Annotated in this window: 20 protein-coding genes; 12 read left to right on the top strand and 8 right to left on the bottom strand. The window is 37.5% G+C overall.

Annotation, left to right across the window (positions count from 1 at the left end; genetic code table 11):
• Positions 1-22: 22 nt before the first annotated feature.
• From tatC to tatA, 3 genes are read right to left on the bottom strand one after another with little or no spacing between them, the layout of a single operon-like run.
• The gene (tatC, locus tag AC4MBN_RS08995; protein WP_419375328.1) at positions 23-781 is read right to left on the bottom strand and encodes a twin-arginine translocase subunit TatC; all 759 of its coding nucleotides are present in this window, start codon (positions 779-781) and stop codon (positions 23-25) included.
• Positions 778-1200, bottom strand: a complete 423-nt coding sequence (gene tatB, locus AC4MBN_RS08990; protein WP_419365557.1) for a Sec-independent protein translocase protein TatB — start codon at positions 1198-1200, stop codon at positions 778-780. Before tatB ends, tatC begins: the two co-directional genes overlap by 4 nt.
• A 9-nt stretch (positions 1201-1209) precedes the next feature.
• Positions 1210-1428 carry a Sec-independent protein translocase subunit TatA gene (gene tatA / locus AC4MBN_RS08985; protein ID WP_419365558.1) on the bottom strand — a complete coding sequence of 73 codons (219 nt, stop codon included), beginning with the start codon at positions 1426-1428 and terminating at the stop codon, positions 1210-1212.
• 324 nt (positions 1429-1752) lie between these two features.
• Between tatA and AC4MBN_RS08980 the strand changes: the two genes are divergently transcribed.
• A complete protein-coding gene (locus tag AC4MBN_RS08980) occupies positions 1753-2163 on the top strand; it encodes a hypothetical protein (protein WP_491880135.1) in 411 nt (136 codons plus the stop codon).
• Positions 2164-2750: 587 nt separating this feature from the next.
• On the opposite strand, the gene AC4MBN_RS08975 is transcribed toward AC4MBN_RS08980, so the two are convergent.
• A complete protein-coding gene (locus AC4MBN_RS08975) occupies positions 2751-3359 on the bottom strand; it encodes a TetR/AcrR family transcriptional regulator (RefSeq protein WP_491880134.1) in 609 nt (202 codons plus the stop codon).
• Positions 3360-3458: 99 nt separating this feature from the next.
• Between AC4MBN_RS08975 and AC4MBN_RS08970 the strand changes: the two genes are divergently transcribed.
• Positions 3459-4817, top strand: coding sequence for a flavin-containing monooxygenase (locus AC4MBN_RS08970; RefSeq protein WP_419365856.1), 1359 nt, complete (start codon positions 3459-3461; stop codon positions 4815-4817).
• 81 nt (positions 4818-4898) lie between these two features.
• Complete coding sequence (locus AC4MBN_RS08965; protein WP_491880133.1) at positions 4899-5759, top strand: alpha/beta hydrolase; 861 nt, start codon at positions 4899-4901, stop codon at positions 5757-5759.
• Between the two features lie 83 nt (positions 5760-5842).
• Here the strand turns inward: AC4MBN_RS08965 and AC4MBN_RS08960 are convergent, their stop codons facing one another.
• Positions 5843-6778 carry an alpha/beta hydrolase gene (locus tag AC4MBN_RS08960; RefSeq protein ID WP_491880132.1) on the bottom strand — a complete coding sequence of 312 codons (936 nt, stop codon included), beginning with the start codon at positions 6776-6778 and terminating at the stop codon, positions 5843-5845.
• 250 nt (positions 6779-7028) lie between these two features.
• Between AC4MBN_RS08960 and AC4MBN_RS08955 the strand changes: the two genes are divergently transcribed.
• Positions 7029-7565 carry a TetR/AcrR family transcriptional regulator gene (locus AC4MBN_RS08955; RefSeq protein ID WP_491880131.1) on the top strand — a complete coding sequence of 179 codons (537 nt, stop codon included), beginning with the start codon at positions 7029-7031 and terminating at the stop codon, positions 7563-7565.
• A gap of 395 nt (positions 7566-7960) precedes the next feature.
• Here AC4MBN_RS08955 and AC4MBN_RS08950 read toward each other — a convergent pair whose 3' ends face one another.
• Both AC4MBN_RS08950 and AC4MBN_RS08945 read right to left on the bottom strand, forming a co-directional pair.
• Positions 7961-10171 (bottom strand): hypothetical protein, encoded by a 2211-nt coding sequence (locus tag AC4MBN_RS08950; RefSeq protein WP_491880130.1) that lies wholly within the window; start codon positions 10169-10171, stop codon positions 7961-7963.
• Positions 10164-10718, bottom strand: a complete 555-nt coding sequence (locus AC4MBN_RS08945; RefSeq protein WP_491880129.1) for a hypothetical protein — start codon at positions 10716-10718, stop codon at positions 10164-10166. Before AC4MBN_RS08945 ends, AC4MBN_RS08950 begins: the two co-directional genes overlap by 8 nt.
• A 273-nt stretch (positions 10719-10991) precedes the next feature.
• On the opposite strand from AC4MBN_RS08945, the gene AC4MBN_RS08940 reads away from it, so the two are divergent.
• From AC4MBN_RS08940 to AC4MBN_RS08930, 3 genes are all read left to right on the top strand, one after another.
• Positions 10992-12821 carry a GmrSD restriction endonuclease domain-containing protein gene (locus AC4MBN_RS08940; RefSeq protein WP_491880128.1) on the top strand — a complete coding sequence of 610 codons (1830 nt, stop codon included), beginning with the start codon at positions 10992-10994 and terminating at the stop codon, positions 12819-12821.
• Between the two features lie 81 nt (positions 12822-12902).
• On the top strand, positions 12903-13484 hold the full coding sequence (locus AC4MBN_RS08935; RefSeq protein WP_491876727.1) for a class I SAM-dependent DNA methyltransferase: 582 nt from the start codon (positions 12903-12905) through the stop codon (positions 13482-13484).
• A 21-nt stretch (positions 13485-13505) separates the two neighbouring features.
• Positions 13506-14531 carry an HNH endonuclease domain-containing protein gene (locus tag AC4MBN_RS08930; RefSeq protein ID WP_104501026.1) on the top strand — a complete coding sequence of 342 codons (1026 nt, stop codon included), beginning with the start codon at positions 13506-13508 and terminating at the stop codon, positions 14529-14531.
• 34 nt (positions 14532-14565) lie between these two features.
• On the opposite strand, the gene AC4MBN_RS08925 is transcribed toward AC4MBN_RS08930, so the two are convergent.
• A complete protein-coding gene (locus tag AC4MBN_RS08925; RefSeq protein WP_166136778.1) occupies positions 14566-15033 on the bottom strand; it encodes a hypothetical protein in 468 nt (155 codons plus the stop codon).
• A gap of 175 nt (positions 15034-15208) precedes the next feature.
• Between AC4MBN_RS08925 and AC4MBN_RS08920 the strand changes: the two genes are divergently transcribed.
• The 5 genes from AC4MBN_RS08920 (at position 15209) to mdh (ending at position 23560) form a co-directional block, all read left to right on the top strand.
• Complete coding sequence (locus tag AC4MBN_RS08920; protein ID WP_491880127.1) at positions 15209-16777, top strand: type I restriction-modification system subunit M; 1569 nt, start codon at positions 15209-15211, stop codon at positions 16775-16777.
• A complete protein-coding gene (locus tag AC4MBN_RS08915; RefSeq protein ID WP_491880126.1) occupies positions 16777-18012 on the top strand; it encodes a restriction endonuclease subunit S in 1236 nt (411 codons plus the stop codon). The genes AC4MBN_RS08920 and AC4MBN_RS08915 overlap by 1 nt, the downstream gene beginning before the upstream one ends.
• Positions 17976-18683 carry an abortive infection protein gene (locus tag AC4MBN_RS08910; RefSeq protein WP_253135443.1) on the top strand — a complete coding sequence of 236 codons (708 nt, stop codon included), beginning with the start codon at positions 17976-17978 and terminating at the stop codon, positions 18681-18683. The genes AC4MBN_RS08915 and AC4MBN_RS08910 overlap by 37 nt, the downstream gene beginning before the upstream one ends.
• A gap of 58 nt (positions 18684-18741) precedes the next feature.
• On the top strand, positions 18742-21618 hold the full coding sequence (locus tag AC4MBN_RS08905; protein WP_491880125.1) for a type I restriction endonuclease subunit R: 2877 nt from the start codon (positions 18742-18744) through the stop codon (positions 21616-21618).
• Positions 21619-22387: 769 nt separating this feature from the next.
• Positions 22388-23560: an iron-dependent methanol dehydrogenase gene (gene mdh / locus AC4MBN_RS08900; RefSeq protein WP_034582942.1), complete on the top strand. Its 1173-nt coding sequence runs from the start codon at positions 22388-22390 to the stop codon at positions 23558-23560.
• The last annotated feature ends 180 nt before the right edge of the window (positions 23561-23740 follow it).

Genomic DNA, 23740 nt, shown 5'->3' with positions numbered 1-23740 from the left:
ATTATTCAGTTATGTCCAGGCATCATTTTTCTATCCATTTTCCTGCTGCTAAACCTAATTCAAATAACAGCCACATTGGAACAGCTAACATAATCATTGATAGGGCATCGGGTGGTGTCACAAACATGGCAATAAAAAAACATCCCACCACAATAAATCGTCTTTTTTCCACCAAGGTCTGTGTGCTGACAACACCAATTATAATAAGTAGGAGCGTGATAATAGGGATTTCAAAAGTAAATCCAAAAACTAAAAATAGTTTTAAGCAAAAAGCCAGATAACTATTGATATCGGTCATCGGCGCAACAGTCTCAGGTGATACGCTGATAAAAAAATGAAGGATAGAAGGTAAAGCGATTAAATAGGCAAAAGCAATACCTGCATAAAACAGTACAATACTGCTGATTAATAGTGGTAAAGCTAACTTTTTTTCTTTTACGTACAATGCTGGTCTAACGAAGGCCCAAAGTTGATACAAAATAAAAGGCATGGCAATAAGTAAAGCAATAAAGAAGTTCAACTTAAATGGAGCCATGAAAGTCGCAGTCACATCTGTTGCAATCATGGTGGAGCTTTCAGGTAACTGAGCGCGTAAAGGCTCTGATAAAAGCTGATAAGTTTGGGTTGCAAAAGGCAGTAAACATAAGAATAGTCCTAATAATACGCCCACAATTTTGAAAAGGTGCTTTCGAAGAATCACTAGATGCTTGGTAATTGGCATTTCTTCTAACGGGATTTGCCGGGTATCGTTGTTTGTTTGAGTCGAAGGCAAAATACTCATACGGCCACCTTTATATCAGTATAAGTTTTTTCTTGTTTTGTTAATTTATTCAGCTGGATTGGCGGTAAATGAACAGGTGAAACTGATTCATTAATTAATTGGTAAGTCGGCTCATGGTTCAAAAGATGTTGTTCCGGATTTCTAATGAAGGGCTGATGGATTACATTGATATTATCCATCTGTGCCTGCACTTTGATTTCTAATTCCTGAATACGTTTCAGCTCGCTTTGCATTTGCTCCCGTAGTTCCGATAGTCGCAATTCACGGTCAAGATCATTTTGTATATTACCGGCGATCCTTTTGATTTTGGCTGACCATTTACCTATAAAACGTACCGCCTCAGGGAGTTTATCTGGTCCAAGAATGAGCAGGGCAATAGCCCCAAAGACCAATAGCTCAGTCATTCCAATATTGAGCATGGTAATACCTTAATTCTTGATTGAACTCTCACTGGCTTTAACTTCCGCATCAATCGTTCGAGAGTGCTGAAGTTGAGCTGTTTTAGTTTCTTCTTCACGGACAGATTTCTTAAAGTCCTTGATTGCACCCCCTACATCTTTTCCTAGATTTTTTAGTTTAGAAGTACCAAACAGTAAGATCACTACAATTGCAAAAATTAGTACATGCCAGATGGATAACCCTGCCATATTTTGTCCTCATTTAATCTTCTTAAGTTTATTGGCTTATATCAACACTAACAAATGACAGTGCTATGACGATTTGATGTCAATATAATGACAAGGATTCAGAAAAAGGCAGGCCTTTTATTTCTATTATTTTAAAATTAGCAAAGAACTACTACATTTTTCACATACCATTCATGTCAAAAATTCTCTACTTTAATAGTTCAATTACATCTTAATAGAAACTGATATGGCTCAAGAAATATATGACCTCCTTTCCTTGATAAAAGAGTCTTAGTCATGGGGCTGTTTCTTTTAATTATTATTATCTTTATAACTGTTCTAGTAATGGTAAGACCGAATACTAGGTATAAGCCTAGTGGAAAGTTTAAAGAATTAACTAAAAACAAATTTAGACATGAAGTTTCAAGTGCAACCAATTTTCAGCGACCTTTAATTACGATCATTGGCCCGGAGATTGAAAATACTGTCAGTAAAGTCGTTAGTGCGCTTTTAATTATAGATCCTGATAAAGTGAATGCAATCATGGTGGTTGTAAATAATGTTCAAGTGGGTTATCTGAGTGAAGAGGATACTGAAAAGTTTTTAGAGTTATTAAAGGATCATCATTTATCAAAGTTTACCGGATTAGAAGTAAAAGCTCTAATCTATGGTGATTGGGGAAATGACCATGAAATTTCTAACTTTAAAGTTAGGTTGAATTTACCTAAAAATTTGGAAGATTCAGAAATTCAATAATTTGATCTAGTAATTAGGTAAAGAATCTTTTTTTATAATTGTTTAATAATATAATAATAAAAACCGTCATTTAGACGGTTTTTTAGATCTTGTATTCTGCTACCTGTGAAGCACAAATGAGCTTAAATTAGGTGGAGGAGATAGACTCTGTATGTGGGAAAAATAGACGAAATTTGTCTAGGAGAGTGGTGGCAGTCCATAAAAATGAAATGTCTGTCTAAGGCTCTAATTTCATTTTTAGCTTTAATTTTTGTAGGAAGTTTCAAAATTAACTTTTATGGAAAGCTTTTTATAAAGAGGAAATTAAAGCTTATAAATATCTTTAATAATAGAAGGGTTGATATTTGAAGTAGGTAATCATTACAAAACATCATTTGAACATTAATAAAATCATGAATTTGCTTATGCCTATATAGTTTTAATATTTAAATTATTCTAGTTCACTAACTTTTTGAATTCGATATTTTTTTGACTTAAAAATAAAAAATTTCTAGCTCTTTATATTTTTACTATGTGAAATAAAAGTCTGAGAAAATTTAGTATTTAAATATTCAATAAAGTCTTCAACTTTTTCGATTACGTATAAGTTAAATATAGGTCTTTTTCTCCAAATAAGCTTCACAAATTAGTAGAGCCTCTTGTTGTAATTCTTCAGTAATATAACCATTACGATAAAAACTATGCTTCATCAATGCAAAAATTAATTCAATCATAATGGTAATGTCATCTGGCTTTTTAAGTGTTAGAGGATTTTCCTTTTGAGTAAAAATTTTGACGAATTCTTTAGATATCTCTTCGATTACGGCTTCATGGAGGCTAAAACCTTCAATGTTCACAGGACCACCGAGAATAAGCATACTTGCTGGTTTGTTTTGATTATAAAAAGTTGAAGCTTTACTTAAAGCATCTTGAATGATATCTAGCACAGTCCAAGTCTTGTAGATTTGAGCGTTATGGGTCAGGTAACTTTGAAGTTTTTGGAAATAACGATTTACGATTAAGCTAAATAGATGATCTATCGTAGGAAAATACTGATAAATGTGATTTCTTGGAACACCTGAAATTTGTGAAATTTCCTGAATATTGCATTCTGCTAAGGTCTTGGTTTCTAAAAGGTCTATAGTGGTTTGAATCACTTTTTCCAGACGTTCGATACTTCTTTTCTGAACAGGCATCTTTATTTCATTCATCAGCATCTTGCATCCCCTCATTGATTTATTAAAAAAACTCCCCTATATTTTTTAAAAACCGACATGTGACGGATTTTTGAATAAAATATTTTCATGGAGCTGAAAATGAATAAAACTGTCTGCATTATTGGCGCTGGCCCTTCAGGCATTGCCGCAGCAAAAAACTGTAAAGATTATAATATAGCGTTTGATCTATTTGAAAAAAATGACAAAGTTGGTGGTAACTGGGTATTTAATTCCAAAACAGGCCATTCTTCTGTTTATGAAAATACGCATATCATCAGCTCTAAAAAACTTTCAGAGTATGAAGACTACCCGATGCCGGATCATTATCCGGATTACCCACGGCATGATCAATTACAGCAGTATTTTGAAAACTATAGTAAAAACTTTAATGTGTATAACCAAATAAAGTTTAACCATACTGTTGACCATGTTGAACGCACGTCTGATGGTCAGTGGCAAGTCGATTACACGGATGCAGAAGGGCAGAAACATCAAAAAATTTATCAGTATCTGATGGTATGTAATGGTCATCACTGGATGCCGAAATATCCAAAATACGAAGGAGAGTTCACTGGCAAATGGATGCATTCACATGACTTTAAAGGTGTGAATGAAGAGTGGCGTAATAAAAAAATTCTGGTGATTGGTGCGGGTAATTCAGGTTGTGATGTTGCTGTAGAAGCTGCTCGTGTAAGTAAAGATATTTATTTATCTATGCGCAGCCCACAGTGGTTTTTACCCAAATTTTTGCTGGGTCTCCCAAGTGATATGGTCGCAAAAGCGTTAGAAAATTTACGACCTAAGGCACGTCAGACCATCCTCACCAAATCCTTAAAAATTCTTACGGGTGATTATGCAAGTTTTGGGCTACCTCCAACGACTAAACCTGTATTAAGCCAGCATCCAACGGTTAATTCGGATTTAATTGACTATGTCCGCCATGGCAAGATTAAGCCAAAACCTGCAATCAAAAAAATTGATGGAAAGACAGTTGAATTTACGGACGGTACCAAGCAAGAGTTTGACATTATTTGTTGCTGTACAGGATTCTGGACCGTATTCCCATTCTTTGATCCTGACTTTATTAATTTCCAGCATGCTGAGAAGGTACCGCTTTATCGTAAGATGATGCATGCTGATTATGACAATTTATATTTCATAGGCTTGTTCCAACCTATTGGATGTATTTGGCCGTTATCAGATTTTCAAGCACGTATCGCATGTCAGGAAATATTAGGTAAGTATAAGCGTCCAAAAGATATGAAAGCAGCTATTCAGTATGAGCTGGATCATCCTCACTACAAATTCGAGGGTGGACAACGTCATGCTGTAGAAGTTGATTACAACACTTTCCGTGCTGAACTGGTATCGGATCTCGCCTCAGCAGGCGTGAAAATTCCTCCACGTGATTATAATATTTCAACATTAAAATTAATTTCTAAATTATTTGCTGCCTAGGCAAATATGAAGTTAAGCAATAAGTGCTGCTCGCACTTATTGCGTTTTAATATTTAAAAAATGTATTACAGGGAATGAGTAATGCAAATAAAAAATGTTTTTATACCTTTAGACTCTTTTCAAATTCAGGCTGATTTATATATAAATAATAATGGCTTGCCCTTTGTCATTATGGCTCATGGCTTGGGTGGAGACAAAAGTTGTGCCCTAGATCGATATATCAAATCTTATCTGGAACAGGGATATAGTGTTTGCTGTTTTGATCATAGAGGATTTGGCAAGAGTAGTGGTAAATATAAAAATCTTGTCGATAAAAATAGTCAATTAAAGGACTGGAAAGCAGTCATTCAATATCTCAAAAATGAGTTTAATCTGACTGAGCAGGACTTTGTATTATGGGGTTACTCATTTAGCGGGGGACATGTATTAACACTCGCCAGTGAACAGAAGTACCATGCCGTTATTGCTAACTTTCCGCATGTGGATGGTTTGGCTAGTTTGCTGGGTTACCCTAAACGTTATCTCTTACCTGCAACCTATTTAGCAATCACTGACTTGTTCTATAGTCTATTTGGCAAGTCAAAATTGATGAAGATCGTGGCAAAAAGCCGGTTTGCAGTCCTATCGGGTTCAGATTGTTATCGGGGTTATTATTCATTAGTTGAGGAAAAGCAAAACTGGGATAACCAGGTTCCTGCACGAATCGTCCTCACAATTCCATTTTATCGTCCTATCTCTATTAGCCATAAAATTCAGACCCCTACCTTAATGATTGGAGCAAAGCAAGACTCTTTAATTCCAATATCAAGTACACGTAAAACGGCGCAAAAATCAAATTTAATCCGCTATTTAGAAGAAGACTGTGGGCATTTCGATCTGTTTCATGCCCCCTTTATCGATCGCATCCAATCGCAACATATATCATTTCTACAGCAGCTTTAATTTAAAAATTTTCTATCTATAGCTTTAAAAAATAGCCTTATCCAAGGATAAGGCTATTTTAGCTGTTATAAGCAGTATGGCATTTATACGTGTGCTCTTGAAGGCTTTAAGCTGTTTAAAAAGTCTAACTGATAACTTAAATTTTGTGAGAAGTATGGCTCAAAATAAGGGTCAAAATGGTCCGCTTCAATTTTCTTCATTTGAATGAAAGGATTCTTTACCTTTTCGATCTTTTTAGCTACGAACGGAGCGACGGTATCTTGAGTTGCCCCTACAATCAACATAGGTACTTTGACCTGCTTTAAACGTTTCCATGGGCGATAGAACCCCATGGTCAAAAGCGAACGTGCAGTAACACGATTATCATAGTCTATATTTAATTTCTCTTTAGCAAGTTCCATGGCATTCCAGGCCTGATCACGATCCATTGCTCCTAATTGACCCGGTTGTGACACAGTTGGAATACAAATTCGTTCACCTGGTTTAATTCTGTCCGCTAAACCATACCCTAAAAACTTAAACATTTGGGGTAGAGGTACAGAACGTACTGTACTGATCCCATCTAGCATAGGAACTTGAATAATGGCGCCTTTTAATTCAGGGTGTTCTGCTACCAGATCCACCACATGTCCACCACCAAATGAAGTACCCCAGGCAATAATATTGTCTGCATCCACCTGAGGCAGGGACTTTAAATGTGATAATGCCTTATTAACGGTTTTTACTCGCTTCCACGGATTAATATCCTGACGTGGCAGACCTCCACTCAATCCCCAGCCTGGATAGTCAAATTCCATCACAGCATAACCTTGGGTAACAAAGTGATTGATGAAAGAATCGGTCAATGCACCTTGAATACTTCCCCAACCACCTACCATTAAAACAGCAGGCAGCTTTTGCGTTGTTGACTCTTTAGGTACATGTAATGTTGCTGAGCACATATCGCCCTCAGTTAGGAAGTTAGACTCATAAACTGATTTTTCAATATGTGAGGTATCAGGATATTTGCGTTTTGTCATATAGTTTGGCCTGCTCTTAGATTTCTTGATGGCTGCCTTCCATCTTATTTCTTGTTAAAAATGCACCAGAAAATTAAATTTATTTTGATCAATCAGTAGTGCATTATTATTCTTTTACATTATCTTGAATGTTGTTCAAGATAGTATGATTTAACTATATTATTGAATAGCATTCAAGAAGAATTTACGATACTGCTTTGATCCGTTTTATGTGATAGCACCTTAATTTTTAGTAGAGTGGGAAAACTGAATGGCCCGTAATAAACGTGTACAAGATCGGGAAGAAAAACAACAAGAGATCATTGATGCTGCACGTTCGTTGTTTCTAACCGAAGGGTATGATGCGACTTCCATGAGTCGTATTGCTGTTGAAGCTAGAGTTGCCCCAAATACCATTTACTGGTATTTCAAAAACAAAGATGAACTGCTAGTGAGCATTCTGAATGCTGAGTTAACCAAGCATGTAAATGAATACATGTTGCAATCATCAAAGGATCTTTCTGAACGTTTAATCTGGGTAGTGGATCAACTTCAATTAGTTGATCGCCTAGTGAGTACTGTGCATGCCAGATTAAAATTTTCACCAGAACTAAAGGAGTGGCATGAGAGGTTCCATGTCATGGTGGAAGCATTGTTTCGTTTAGAGCTACAGAAGATAGGGGTGGCCACTGATCAAATTGAGCCTAGAGTAAAAATAGCTGTCTTCACCATTGAAGGTCTTTTAGCCCATCAATTATCTGAACCAGAAAAACGGGCAATTTTTTCGGCTTTGATTGCTAGTTCATAAGTTAGTTATGAATAGGCATAAGGTATAGAAGTTCTTCACACTATAAGAATTTTAAAAATGAGCATATTTTAAGTTATGAAAAAGCTTGGTAAATATCAGAAGTTTTATGCTCATTTACTTCACTTCTATCTTAATGATAGAAGTAAAAGCTATCTTAGGAATTCATGATCAGAAACCTAGAGTAAAAAGGGGAAATTTTTGTTGAAAAAGATTGTGTTTATAGAGAGAAAATGTAAGTATTAAAATAGTTCTTTATGATTATATTTTTTTAAAATCAATGACTTTTAAATAAAAAATCTCTTTGATTTTAAGCTAAATTGTATTTTTTTAATGAGTCACAACTTAATTCACATGATGCTTTACCCGGTTATGACTATGTGACTTATCTTATGAATCTAAAGATCTCCAATGTCTTCATACATTCCATCAATCTGAAAGAAGCCTTTCATTTCATTGAGTGTATTAGCCAGTGTTCGATAAGCATTTATAGGAAGGCTAGAATAACGATTGCCTATTTCCTGCTGATTCTTTTCATGTCCAAACAGCGCAAGAATTAACGATTCCTCAGCTTTGTCAGTAAGAAATGCGCGTGTGGTATGTCTGAGCCAGTTGGCATGATCAAGCTGCATGCCTTCGGTAAATTCCGCCACAATGGAAGGACTAAGAGGTTGCCACTGGTGATCAAGAAATACCCCCAGTAATGGCTTCTTACTCTCAAATATATCATCGATATACTGTGAGCCGTTCTCTATATGTACAGCAATACTCGCAGTATTCTTTCTTAAATATTTCAGATAGCATTTCAGTTCATTTCTAAGAAAGTCACATAAAGGCAGTATGCGTCCATCATCCTGTCTCCCATGAATCTCCTTATCTGACACCCACAGCCAGCCTTGCTTTAAATCAAAGTCTTTTAACACTCCTGGAAAATCCTTTACAGGTCGTGCTGCTGTAAATAATAGCAGGATATGCCATAGCCAGATGTTGTAATGGTTATAGGTGGCAACTACATCAAATTGATGCATGGCTTGAATCACTTGAGCGTACAGGTAGGCAAAGACACTGGTCACAGTAGAAGGTGTCGGTGCTTTAAGACTACCGAAATTTTCTGATGGTTGATCGATATGAAACAGCTTGGTCATTTCAGCAGATAAGTGCTTAACTGTTTCAAGATACTGACTCTGCAAACGATAGACCGGGTAAGAGCAGTAGGAAATAGAACTGGATCGGTTAGCATCTATACCAGTCAGAATATCAGCAAGTTGTACATTCCCACTCATATGATAAATAGAGGCATGCAATAAAGTACTTAGCTTCTTACTCGTCAGAGAAGGGATGTAGAGTTCCTCACGGCATCGTTGTAATGTATTTCTAATATGAGACTGTTCAAGAAAAGGGCCTTCCTTTAACCCTTCGATAAAGTTATAGGGTAAGGGTAAATCAAAATGCGTGATCTGATTCTGTAAAGCCTCTTTATGGGGAAAGTGCACTGGATCAAACAAAGTAAACTTAGAGCGCAGGACATACCTGCCATCAACGCTGATTAAACGTTGCCGTTGATTCAGTCGAGAGATTGTTGGACTTTGTACCTTGAGCCATTCTTCCGTCGAGTTGCCAGTGAGAAAGCTGAGCAGGATGATGAGATAGGCTTTATTTTTGTATTGCGCTGTACTGTATTGATTCCAGCAATGTGTAATCAGTAAACGAATAGATTCCAGATCAGGATAATGATTACTACTTCTAAAACGATGTTGCAGGCGCACAATATGTTGCTGCATCAATTTGACTGACTGCTGTTGCATGCTTTTAGATTGCTTGCATAACGGTGACACTGCTTCCGTATCAATCTGAACCTGCTGTACCTCTGGCTGGTCAGATAGTTCCTCAAACTGCAGAGACCGGACTTGCTTGGATGTGGACAATTCCTGAAGGATAAGAAGACTGTCTGAATCTTCCAAGCTATATTGTTCAAAGCGTTTATGGGATGAGTTGTGATGTCCCTGCTTTTTTGCTGTCAGATTCAGTACATAACTATAGGCCCGTCTAATATCCCGGATGAGATTAAATTGGAAGGTTGTTAACTTGCCAGATTGTTCCAAATCACAAAGTTGCTGAACAAAAGCTTTCAGAGAAGTTGGAGATTGAGGTAACTGATCCCAAAGCCATACATATAATTTTTCATATTTAGACAGTTTTTTATTCTGTTGAGCTTTGATCAGGGCCAGGGAGGCGAGGCGGAACCGGCTGGCTAGCGTTGTAATAGTGGTTTGATGGTTAGAGGTTGTTGTTGGATTGATGCTACTTAAAGTACTCAAGGCAAAGACTGTATTGATGCCCCATAGATGGGCTGGGTGATCTGACTTTAAGTCTTTTAAGCAGTATAGATAGCTACTAATAGGCTGTTGAGTTGGATGCGGTTTCTGTTGAGGTAATTGAATCGCTGGTAGTTCTAATGATAGAGATTGATCGAAGTATGGATGCAGCGATTTAAGGTCTTCAAGCAATGGCGTCTGGCATAAGAAATGAGTACCTAGATACTGAAAGGTCTCCAGTGTTTTTTCAGGGGCTAGCAGCTTAACCATGATGGATTGAAGAGAGTCATGCATGTTCAGCTCTCCAGAACATAGAAGGCTCTATTTGTATATGGTTTAGAGCTTCACATTTAGCTTGAAGGGTCGAGAATCTAGCGTTAAACGTTTTATCAATTTGAGATTGGCGATAGTTGAGCTGGTTCCGTGTATAACCTAGGATTTTGGCCAGCAGTTCCATCGACATCGAGGTATGAGGTTTGTCGTATATACGACTGTTCAGATCATAAATAAAGGTCTTGCTCAGATACTGATTGAATAACATCAGCAGTCTGTTTGGAAAGATTTGGTCAATATTGATTTTAGACTGTACCAACATAGTGACAAATTGCTGAGTGAGCTGAAAATGGATATCTTCCCACTCCAGTTTTTCTGCATGCCTCAGAATTTTCTTTCGAACCGTAGTGAAGGCTTGGATTCCTGGGTGGATAGGCAGTACTGAAGGCATTGCCTTAGTGACTTCATGGAGACAAAGGTCAAAGCCTTTCACTATTTTTAGTAGTTTAAGAGCCTTTTCTTTGTGTGACATTGATTTAGCCATCGCAGTGGGTAAATTTCTTTTCATAGAGGTTTCTTATTATTTTTATGACCTATCTCTATGATAGAACCTAAATACATGCTCTGAATGCTTGATCAAAAACTTGGGAATAAAGGAGGGTGGTTTTTGTTGAAAAATTTGAATCTAGTTAAAGTTTAAATAAGAACTCTAGTAGGCCTAATTGTCTTAAATTAATATAAAATAAAAATATTTATAAAATAAAATCTCTGAGGTTTTAACCCATATTGTATTTTATTAATACTAGGATTTTTGGAACAACCATTTTGGAAAAGGCTGTACATGAGTAATTTTGATAGTACAAAAGAAAATTTAAGTGATATTTTGAAAAAGATAGTTGAGGGGAAATTACAGCTTCCTGATTTCCAAAGAGGGTGGGTTTGGGATGATGCGCACATTAAGTCTTTATTAGTCAGTATTTCTCGATCTTTTCCTGTGGGTGCAGTAATGCTCCTAGAAACAGGTGGAGAAGTTAGGTTTCAAGTACGACCTGTAGAAAATGTTGAGCTTATAAAAAAAGACATTGAACCTGAAGAGTTAATTTTAGATGGTCAGCAGCGGTTAACTTCATTAACACAAGTACTTAAGCTAGAGAAACCAGTAAAAACCTTTGATGAAAAGGGGCGGGTAATCAAGCGGTTTTATTATATTGATATAGAAATGGCACTAAACGGGAACTTAGAGGACGCATTCATTTCTGTAGAAGAAGATAAAGTTGTTAAGACAAACTTTGGGCGAGATATCAAAAAAATAAAAAACGAGAAAGGTGAGGAAATTGAGTTAGATTTCTCAACGATAGAAAAAGAATGCAAAGCATTTTTTTTCCCATGTAATCGAATTTTTAATACCAATGAATGGGAAGTTGTTTTATTTAAAAACCATACAAACAGAATTCAAGAATATATGGAATTTAGAGAGAAAATTCTTGAAAGCTTTAGACAGTATGCTGTGCCGGTCATTAAATTAAATAAAGAAAATTCTAAAGAAGCAGTCTGTTTGGTATTTGAAAAAGTGAATACAGGTGGTGTGCCATTATCTGTATTTGAACTTGTTACAGCAACATTTGCTGCTGAAGGATATAACCTCAGGGATGATTGGTATGGGCATCCTGAGCGTAATCCAATTGGTCGTGCTAAACGATTGAGTGATAAAGAATCTATATTAAAGCTTGTAGAGCCAACAGATTACTTACAAGCTATTAGCTTATTAAGTACTTTGAAACAGAGAAAAGCAGATATCGCAGCTAAGAAGACTGGTAAATTTATTTCTGCGGTCAGTGCAAAACGTTCAGCTATTTTGGGTATGTCTCTTTCAGATTATAAAAAATGGGCAGACGAAGTAGAAAGAGGATTTTTATTAGTCGCAAAATTTTTAAGGAAAGAATGCTTTTTCTTTACCAAAGATTTACCTTATCGAACACAGCTAGTTCCATTGGCAGCGATTTTAACATTGCTTCAGGAAAGATGGTTAGAGCCGAAAATCTATGAAAAATTAAGCCAATGGTACTGGTGTGGTGTACTCGGTGAGCTTTATGGTGGCGCCGTTGAAACGCGGATTGCTAATGATTTAGAAGATTTTAGCAATTGGGTTGTAAACCCTGATCATGAAATTCGAACAATTCAAGAATCCTCATTTCAGGCACAACGCCTGAAAACGTTGAGATCTCGCTTGAGTGCAGCATATAAAGGCTTAAATACATTGGCGCTGAGAGAGGGGGCACAAGACTTCTTCTGGAAGGAATCGGTTCAAAATTTAGATGTCGAAGAAGTTGCATTGGACATTCATCACATCTTTCCGAAAAAATGGTGTGAAGAAAATAATAAGCCTTCTAAAATATATGACTCTATCCTTAATAAGACACCAATTTCGTATAAAGCAAATCGTATGATTGGTGGTAAGGCACCGTCGAAATATCTTAATGACTTGCAAAATCATAAGACAGTGTTGATGGATGATATCAGTATGAACCAAATCTTAGCATCACACTTTATTGAGCCTGAGTTGCTAAGAACTGATAATTTCGAAGCGTTTATTGATGCTCGTCAACAGCAATTATTGAAGATCATTTCTAGAGTAATGGGTAAAACACTAACAGAAGATAATATCGTTTAGTGAGATATTAAGGGAGCACTGGCTCCCTTAATTTTTTGTTTTTGAGTAGACTACGTTTAGTTTTTGGCCCAAGCATTAATTATGAAAACAATAGACTATTACAATCAGTATGCAGATGAATTTACGCAAGCCACACTCTACGTTGATATGGAAAGTTTGTATCAGCCGTTTCTAGAAAAATTACCAAATAATGCTCATATTTTAGATTTAGGCTGTGGATCTGGTCGCGATACATTAGCATTTAAAAATAAAGGCTATACGGTTGAAGCAATGGATTATTCCAAAGTATTGGTTGAGCAAGCTACGATATTAACAGGTATTCAAGTGCGTCATGCAAGTTTTTATGAATTAGCTGAATCCAATCAATATGATGGTGTTTGGGCGTGTGCATCCTTACTACATTGCGAGAGGGATAAGTTACTTGATGTACTGCGCAGAATTCATCGTTCATTGCGCTGTACTGGTGTTTGCTATATGTCTTTTAAATATGGAACGACAGATCGTGAAAAAGATGGTAGATCATTTACGGATCTAGATGAAAATCAGGCCAAAGCATTGCTAGACCAGTTAGATGGTAATGAGATATTAGAACAGTGGATCACAGTAGATAAACGTCCTGAACGTAATGAAAAATGGCTGAATATACTTTGGAAAAAGAAATAAAATAATACGGAAATCGATTTAATGTCTGAGTTTTACGAGATTGAGCCATCTTTAGAAAATTATTGGCGTGCTGTTATTCTATTTGGACGTAATGTAGCTTCCTACAAGTTTGCTTTAGCTAAGTCGCTATACGAGTTACAAGCCTCTTCTGGTACGGTCATTACACTCGATCAACTGGCTGGCCCATTTAGTCATCATATCTGCGAACACTTAAAATTAGTGGATAAGCAGGCAACTTCAAGCTCTAGTAAATTCTTGGATTTTTGCCGCGCGTTTAATGCAGATGAAATAGATCAGCAAACTTTGATCGCGAAGACAGTGCAATATGGTTTTGTGAATGTTATTGATGCTTTTCATAATGTACATGGTCAGGAACTTCCACAAAGATTTTTTATGGATGCCCGAAAAACGCATGGAGGCATCATTTTGACTGATGAAGTGTTTCAGCTATTTGAAGCACAGAATTCTAAAGATTTGATCGATGAAACTGAAGCAAGATGGCGCTTAGTTGAAACAGCTTGGGATATGAATTTGCCTAAGCATTTAGTACAAATTCAGCACGACGATCAAGGAATTTTGGTTGCGGACAATAAAATACGAAGAATAAATGTCACATCAGCTAAGCCTGCTTTAAATGGATACCAGAAGAGCAGGTGTTTTTATTGTTTTGCTCCAATTACAATTGAACAGCTTTTTGAACATTCAGCGGATGTTGATCATTTTTTCCCACATAAACTTCGTGAGTGTGATATTCAAAAGCCTATCAACGGAGTTGCGAATTTAGTATTAGCATGTCCCTCATGTAATCGTGGTCAACAAGGGAAGTTTGATAGGTTGCCTTCAGTAAACTTATTAGAACGCTTGCATAAGCGTAATGAGTATTTGATTACTAGCCATCATCCATTAAGAGAAACTTTAATTGCCCAGACAGGATTTACAGAGCAAGCGCGGCGAGGCTTTCTGCAGGATGCTTATAATTGTGCCACATTGACCATGGGTAGTAGTAAGAAATGGGAACCTATGAGTAGTGGGATAGCAATATTTTAAAATGATAACCTAAACTTATTATCAATATGCTAGGCTAAATACTCAGAACTTTAGTTTGCTGTAGAAATACCATAACAATACCTAGTATATAAATAAATCCAAACGAAGCCCAAATTAGCAATATGAAAGCACCTTCTAATCTGAACTTAATTAAAAGACTATTTCTTAATCCTTTGAATTTTTTTGATATTTCAATTAAGTTATTGTCTTCTTTATTTGGCTTAGTCATAAGGCGAATACGATCAAATTTCTCTCCCTGACGCCATAAATAATCTCGATAGTCGTTATATAAAATACAAACATTACTAATAGCAGAGTACATAGACCAAAGAATAAGTAATATTCCTAATATATAAAGGCAGGTATAGTTAAATAAAGATAAATTAGACTTAGTATCAATTGTATAGAGAGATAATAATGCAAATCCCCCTAAGAGTAATTGAGAAGCAATGTTTCTAGAAAAGGACTGCAACTCTTTATTCATCGTATTATCAAAAAGCATATTAACTCCATAATTCTTATTATTAAATCAATAAAATAAGGAAATCTAGGCTTAAGCATGTTACGACAATTTATGTCGTAAGAGTAATCTTTTAAGAAATTAGTGCTTAATTTAAAGAGTCAGATATGGCAAAGTATTGCCATTCTAAAATAATGATTTTTGGTTGATTTTTAACATGACCCAAGTACAACTCCAACAACTGCAAAAACAGCTCTGGAATATCGCCAATACTTTGCGCGGCACCATGGGCGCCGATGAATTCCGTGATTACATTCTGGGTTTTATTTTCTTTAAATATTTATCAGAAAAATCGGTGAACTTTGCCAATGAATTGCTCGATGGTGAAGACGTCAGCTTTTTAGAATTAGATGAAAATAATGCTGAGCATGTGCCGTACATCGAAGAAATTAAAAAGAATGCCATTGCCGAAGTGGGTTATGCGCTTACACCCAAACAGCTATTCCATACCTTAGCCGAGCGTGGTCGTCAGGGCGAATTCATTTTGGATGATTTAACTGCGACCTTAAAATCAATTGAACAAAGCACGTTAGGCACCGACTCTGCCGATGACTTTGCCAACCTGTTTGAAGACTTAGATCTAAACTCGACCAAGCTTGGCAATAATGCCAGCGACCGTAATGCACTGGTGGCGAAAGTCCTGAGTCATTTAGATGATATTGATTTTGATATTAGTAATACCGAAGCCGATGTACTGGGCGATGCCTACGAATACCTGATTGGCGAATTTGCCTCAGGCGCGGGCAAAAAAGCGGGGGAATTCTATACCCCGCAAACGGTATCGACTTTACTGGCAAAGATTGTCACCCAAGGCAAAGACCGTTTACGTTCAGTCTATGACCCGACTTGCGGTTCAGGTTCGTTATTGCTTCGGGTAAAACGTGAAGTGAAAGATGTCGATATGATTTACGGTCAGGAAATGAACCGTACCACCTACAACTTGGCGCGCATGAACATGATTCTGCATGATGTGCATTTTGCCAAGTTCGACATCAAGCAGGAAAATACCTTAACCCGTCCGCAGCATTTAGATAAAAAGTTTGATGCGGTGGTGGCGAATCCGCCATTTTCTGCAAAATGGTCTGCCGATCCGTTATTTTTACAAGATGAACGCTTTGCTGCGTATGGCAAACTGGCGCCAAGCTCCAAAGCGGATATGGCATTTGTACAGCACATGCTGTATCAACTGGATGACAATGGCACCATGGCGGTGGTGTTACCGCATGGCGTCTTGTTCCGTGGTTCGAGTGAGGGCGTGATTCGTCAGTATTTGATTGAGCAGATGAACGTGGTGGATGCCATTATTGGTTTACCTGCCAATATTTTCTATGGTACTTCAATTCCGACCTGTATTTTGGTGTTGAAGAAAAACCGTGAGCAGAGCGGCAATATTCTGTTTATTGATGCCAGCAATGATTTTGAAAAGCAGAAGAACCAAAACAAGTTATTGCCTGAGCATTTGGATAAGATTGTTGCGGCATTTGAACAGCGTGAAAATATTGAAAAATATGCGCATGTGGCGACCTTGCAGGAAGTGAAAGATAACGATTACAACCTGAATATTCCACGTTATGTGGATACTTTTGAAGCGGAAGCCGAAATTGATTTAGATGCGATTGCCCAACAGCTTCAAGCTTTGGAAGTTGAGAGCCAAAAAACCGATGCCATCATTACAGATTTTTGCAAAGAGCTAGGCATTGTTTCACCGTTTGCGGGGGTGAAGTAATGGCTGTGCCAAAGTTAAGATTTAAAGAGTTTGATGGTGATTGGACGAGTAAGCAATTAGGAAAAATTATTGGAATTTCCTCAGCATCTCGTGTTTTTAAAGAACAATGGCAGGATTCTGGCGTTCCATTCTTTCGTACTAGTGATGTAGTTTCTATTTTCAAGAATAAAGAAAATGAAAAAGCATACATTTCTTTAGAGTTATTTGAAGAACTAGCTAAAAAATCAGGAAAAATTAAGCAAGGTGATTTATTGGTTACTGGCGGAGGGAGTATTGGTATTCCTTACCTAGTTCCAAATGATCAGCCTCTTTATTTTAAAGATGCCGATTTACTTTGGATGAAATCGTCAGGAATTGTTGAAGGATCTTTCCTTTATAATTTTTTTATTAGTCCTAAATTTAGAGAGTATTTAAAAAGTATTTCTCATACTGGAACAATTTCTCATTTTACGATTGAGCAAGCTAAAGCTACACCTTTTGGTTTCCCATCCAAAGAAGAACAAACCAAAATCGCCTCTTTTCTATCGAACGTGGATGAAAAGATCAACCAACTCACACAAAAACACGAACTACTCAGCCAATATAAACAAGGCATGATGCAAAAGCTGTTTAGCCAGCAAATTCGTTTTAAAGCGGATGATGGGAGTGAGTTTGGGGAGTGGGAGGAAAAATTACTTTCTGAAATTGGAGCTTTTAAAAATGGTCTCAATAAAGATAAAGAATCATTTGGTTTTGGTTCGCCTTTTATCAATTTAATGGATGTATTTGGAAAAAAAGTTGTTCAGACAGATAATTTAGGGTTAGTTGAGGCTAATCAAAAAGACCTAGAAAATTATGATCTTAAAAAAGGTGATGTGCTGTTTATACGGTCATCGGTCAAAGCTGAAGGGGTAGGACAAACTGCATTGGTTATAGATGACTTACCTAATACTGTTTATAGCGGATTCTTGATTAGATTTAGAGATAATTATGGCTTAGATTTAGGTTTTAAGAAGTATTGTTTCATGAATAATGATTTTAGATTGAGATTACTTGCTAAAAGTACAACAAGTGCAAATACAAATATTAATCAAGAGTCGTTATCTGCTTTAACTCTTAATATTCCTTGTCTAGAAGAACAAACCAAAATCGCCAATTTCTTATCGAGCATTGACCAAAAAATTGAAGTGGTTGCACAGCAAATTGAACAGGCTAAACAATGGAAAAAAGGCTTGTTGCAGCAGATGTTTATATAGGTTTTGTTATGAAAAAATCCAGAGAACTTATAGCACTACATTCATCTAAACATAAATGGTTGCAAGATTTAGAAAGATTATTAAATCAAATTGATCAACAAACTAATCAGTGTGGAGATACACTGATTGAATGTAGTAAATCATTTATAGAAGCGATAGCTAAAAATATTATTTTAAAACTTAGACCGTATGAAAACGCCAAGGATATTAATTTATTGGATTTAGGGCGCTTGTTTAAAAAAGCTAAGGAGTGCATTTACGAACATTCAGCAATTGAAAATGTAATGCCAAAAAGCGACATAGAAAATTATTTTTCAGCACTTAATCAATGGATACGTTTTCTGGGGGAGATGAGAAATAATGTTGGTGAGATATCTCACGGCAAAATTCTTCCAAAGAGTTATTCAGTTGGAGTGGAATTAGCTCAGATTATTGCACAAACAACAGATCGATTATCATATATATTGCTTCTTCTTCTACTTAAAATTGATCTCTCTTACACACAAAGTTATCGTTACGAGGACTATCTTGAATTTAATGATTTTCTTGATGAGCAATTTGAATTACCTAGTGGTTTAAGTTATAGCAAGGCATTGTTTGAGCAAGATTATGATGCGTACTCAGAAGAGTTAGATAATTATCTTGATGCGCAAGGTATCAAAGTTGCTTAAGTTCTTGATTATAGATAATAAAGATTGAAGTGTATAATTTAAAAGATTAGAGGGTGAAATGACAGTACAAAGCGAATACCAACTTGAAAACGAACTGATTAGCCAGCTCAAGCAATTGGGATATGCTGCGGTGACCATCAAGGACGAAAGCCAACTACTGTCTAACCTCAAAACCCAAGTCGAACGTGCCAATGGGCTAGCACCACTGTCAGAAACGGAATGGAAACAGGTCATCAGTTTTTTAAATACGGGCACAGTATTTGAGCGCGCCAAAAATCTGCGTGATCTGTTCCCAGTCAAATTTGATGATGGTACCAGTAAACACCTTTTTTTCCTGTCCGATGACCCAAGCAAAAATATCTATCAGGTCACCAACCAGATCACCATTGATCACCGTGACTATAATGGCAGAACCAGCCGTTTTGATGTCACACTCTTGGTTAATGGTTTGCCTTTGGTACAGATCGAGCTAAAAAAACGCGGCATGGAAATCGCCGAAGCCTTTAATCAAACGCAACGCTATATTCGTGAAGCCTATTGGGCAGGGCAAGGGCTGTTTGGTTTTATTCAGCTGTTTGTCATTAGTAATGGTGCCAATACCCGTTATTACTCCAACGGCACCACAGGCATCGAGTTTGCCTTTCCCTGGGCGGATGTCCATAACAAACACATCAATGAAATTGTCGACTTTGCCGACGCATTTTTCAATCAACAGCATCTAACCCAAATGCTGACCCAGTACATGGTGCTGCTAGAAACCACCAAAAGCCTGATGGTGCTGCGTCCCTATCAGATTTATGCAGTACAGAAAATTGTGGAGCATGTACAAAACTCCGATCAGAACGGCTATATCTGGCACACTACAGGTTCAGGTAAAACCCTGACTTCATTTAAAGCCAGTCAGATCATCATGCAAATGCCCGATGTAGAAAAGGTCTTGTTTGTGGTGGATCGTAACGACCTCGACACACAAACCTCACGTGAGTTTAATGCTTTTAAAGCAGACAGTGTGGACAGCACCGATAACACATCGACCTTGGTGAAACAGCTGGATCAACGTCATGACAAACTGATTGTGACCACCATCCAAAAGCTCAATCGGGCCATCAGCACCGAACGTTATTTAGAATCGATTGATTATCTTAAAAATAAAAAAGTGGTCTTTATTTTTGATGAATGTCATCGCAGTCAATTTGGTGAGACTCATCAGAACATCAAAAAATTCTTCAGCAATGCACAGATGTTTGGTTTTACCGGTACGCCTATTTTTGAAAAGAACAGCCAAAGCAAAGCAGGTTTAAAACTCACCACAGACTACCTGTTTAATGCGTGTTTGCATAAATACGTGATTGTCGATGCCATCCGTGATCGTAACGTCTTGCAGTTCCAGATTGATTATCGTGGCAAATACACCGCCAAAGGCATGGCGACGAATGACAGTTATGAGGAAGATGTAGAAGGCATCGATACCAAAGAACTGTATGACAACCCGCAACGCCTAGAAATGATTGCCCGCTACATTGTCAATATCCACGATACCAAAACCCGTAATCGTGAATTTACCGCAATGTTCTGTGTCAGTTCGGTCGAAACACTGACCCAATATTACGACCTCTTTGAAAAGGTGCAGGCTGAAAAGCAAATTGAAGATGAAGCACAAGGTCGGATATTTAAACCGTTGACCATTGCCACCATCTTTTCCTATGCGGCAAATGAGGCTGTACCGACTGATGACTTAACTGGCTTGATTCATGAAGAAGCCGCAGATATTCCAACTCAGGTCAATTCATCCAGTCGGGATAAGCTGGATCGCTACATTGCCAATTACAACCGACAGTTTAAAACCAACTACAATTCAGGTGATCAATTTTATGCGTACTACCGCGACATTGCACAGCGCGTAAAAAACAGACAGATTGATATTCTAATCGTGGTCAATATGTTCCTCACGGGCTTTGACTCTAAGCCGTTAAATACCTTGTATGTCGATAAAAACCTAAAATATCATGGATTGATTCAAGCATTCTCTCGTACCAATCGTGTCTACAACGATAAAAAACCATTTGGCAATATCATCTGTTTCCGTAACCTAAAACGTGCAACGGATGAAGCGCTGGCACTATTTTCCAATAAAGAAACGACCAAGATCGTCCTTGTTCCCAGCTATGCGGAAATCGAACAGGATTACCAAGCAGCGGTGAGCAAACTGTTTGCCTTAACGCCCAATTACCAATCAGTCGATGATCTTGTTACAGAAGAACAGCAACTGGAATTTATTAAAGCTTTCCGTGAAGTGATGCGCTATAACGCGCAATTACAAACTTTTATTGAGTACGATCAAGACCAAACACAACTGGATAAGCAGCACTTCGCGAACTTCGCCTCTAAGTATGCTGACCTATGCCGTGCCGTTAGAAAGACCACCAAGAAAGAAAAAGTATCGGTATTGGATGATGTCGATTTTCAACTGGATCTACTGCACAGTGACCGCATTAATGTTGGTTATATTATTAATCTGCTACAGCTTGTTGTTGATACAGACTCAGAGGATAAGCGTCAGAAGTACCAAGCGCAAATTTACGATTTAATCAGTAGCGATATTAGTTTGCACGATAAACAAGACCTGATTCAGAAGTTCATTGAAGAAAACATGCCGAAGATGATCAATGGGCAGAGCGTCCAAACGGCTTTTGCTGCATTCTGGGATGCAGAAAAAGAACAGGCATATCAACATCTGTGTGAACAAGAAAACCTTAAACCAGAAGCAATGAAAACGGTTCTGGAAAACTACGAATTTACAAAGCGTTTACCAAGAAAAGAAGAGCTAAAGGATTTACCGAACTTTAAAGTTAAGCTCTTTGAAAGAGAGACCGTATTTAATCAGTTGTGGGATAAGACAAAACAGTTCATTCAGACTTTTTATACAGGGATTTGAATAGGGAATATACATGCCAAATCTTGATGCAAAGTTTCAGCTATGCAAAGAGGTAAAGCTACGTTTAAGTATGTAAGTTATAAATGGAAATTTCCTGATAAAAAGGTCGAGGTTGATGAACATTTAGAATAAACAATTGTTAGAGAGATCTTTGAGAAATTGCATATAATGGTAAAGTGGTTAGATCACCTCGAAATTTAAATTAGGGTGATGCATTTAGCTATCGTAGCTACTGTATTGGCAATTTAAAGATATTATAAAGGACTATTACCTTCAGGTAAGGATAATCTCTCCTATATTACTATGAGTTTTATCTGATCTTGGTAAAATGAATTATATGATGATCTCATCATAAAGTATTCTTATGTACATGGTGATGTTGTATTCTTAAAAAGTCTACTAAAACCACCTTAAATTATATGTTACTAAACTTTAATTTTGGTTAAAAAATAAACAAATAAATCGTGTATCCTGATTTGTATCCTTAGATATTTTTATGATAATTTTTATATTAAATTCAATAAGATAAAATTTTGTTATCGTCCGTCTGGGCCCACCAAATACATCAAGCATCTAGGAGCAATACTCTTAGGTGCTTTTTTATTTTTTGAATTCATTTAAGCACTATCTATCTTCAAAAATAACTAAAATTTCAATCTCTTATCATAAGGTAGGCTTTTAGTAGGTGGGATTCTTTTATCGTTCATTCAATACTTAAATCACGGTGAGGGTCACCGATAATAAGATGAATGGTAGAAGGAATCGAACCATGGCTTTTAAGAATATCGCAGATCAAACAAACGGTTTTTATATCCCTTGTGTTTCACTTTTCGGTCCAGGCTGTGCCAAAGAAATTGGCGTTAAAGCACAAAATTTAGGTGCCAAGAAAGCCCTGATTGTGACCGATGAAGGCTTATACAAATTTGGTGTCGCAGATACCATCGCAAATTATTTAAAAGAGGCTGGTGTTGACAGCCATATCTTCCCAGGTGCAGAACCAAACCCAACCGATATTAACGTCCATAATGGCGTGCAAGCCTACAATGACAACGGCTGCGATTTTATTGTATCGCTCGGTGGCGGTTCATCACATGACTGTGCCAAGGGTATTGGTCTAGTCACTGCTGGTGGTGGTCATATCCGTGACTATGAAGGTATTGATAAAAGTACTGTGCCTATGACACCGCTTATTGCAGTGAATACTACAGCGGGTACTGCGTCGGAAATGACACGCTTCTGTATCATTACCAATACCGATACCCATGTCAAAATGGCAATTGTGGATTGGCGTTGTACCCCACTGATTGCGATCGATGATCCAAAACTGATGATTGCCAAGCCAGCAGGCTTAACTGCGGCAACAGGTATGGATGCACTGACTCATGCGGTAGAAGCCTATGTCTCTATAGCAGCCAATCCGATCACAGATGCCTGTGCAGAGAAAGCCATTACCATGATCAGTGAATGGCTGAGTCAGGCAGTGGCAAATGGTGAAAATATTGAAGCGCGTGATGCAATGAGCTATGCACAGTATCTGGCAGGCATGGCATTCAACAATGCATCACTCGGATATGTGCATGCGATGGCACACCAGCTGGGTGGTTTCTATAACCTGCCACATGGTGTATGTAATGCGATTTTGCTACCGCACGTATGCGAATTTAACCTGATTGCCTGTCCGGATCGCTATGCAAAAATTGCCCAGCTGATGGGTGTAAATACTGAAGGATTAACTGTGACTGAAGCAGCTTATGCAGCGATTGACGCGATTCGCCAGCTTTCAGCTTCAATTGGAATTCCATCTGGTCTGAAAGGCTTAGGGGTTAAAGAGGAAGACCTTGCCATTATGGCAGAAAATGCGCAAAAGGATGCCTGTATGCTGACCAACCCGCGTAAGGCTAGCCATGCACAAGTCGTAGAGATTTTTAAAGCGGCGCTGTAAGCCTCTATGTAAGTCGATTCTCTCCACTCGGCAGACTTACATTTTATGCAACCCTGTTCGCGCTTCTTAGGAAGTGCGCCAAGATAAACGTATCCCCATGCGATGATCTTGGCTGATCCTTACCACCCTTGATAAGGATATGGAGCAGGCGTTGCTCTTTTTTTGCCTAAATTTTTGCTT

The organism is Acinetobacter sp. CAU_H_60 (assembly GCF_058599385.1).
The sequence above is the reverse complement of the archived record's forward strand: the minus strand, read 5'-3'. Positions and strand labels throughout refer to the sequence as shown.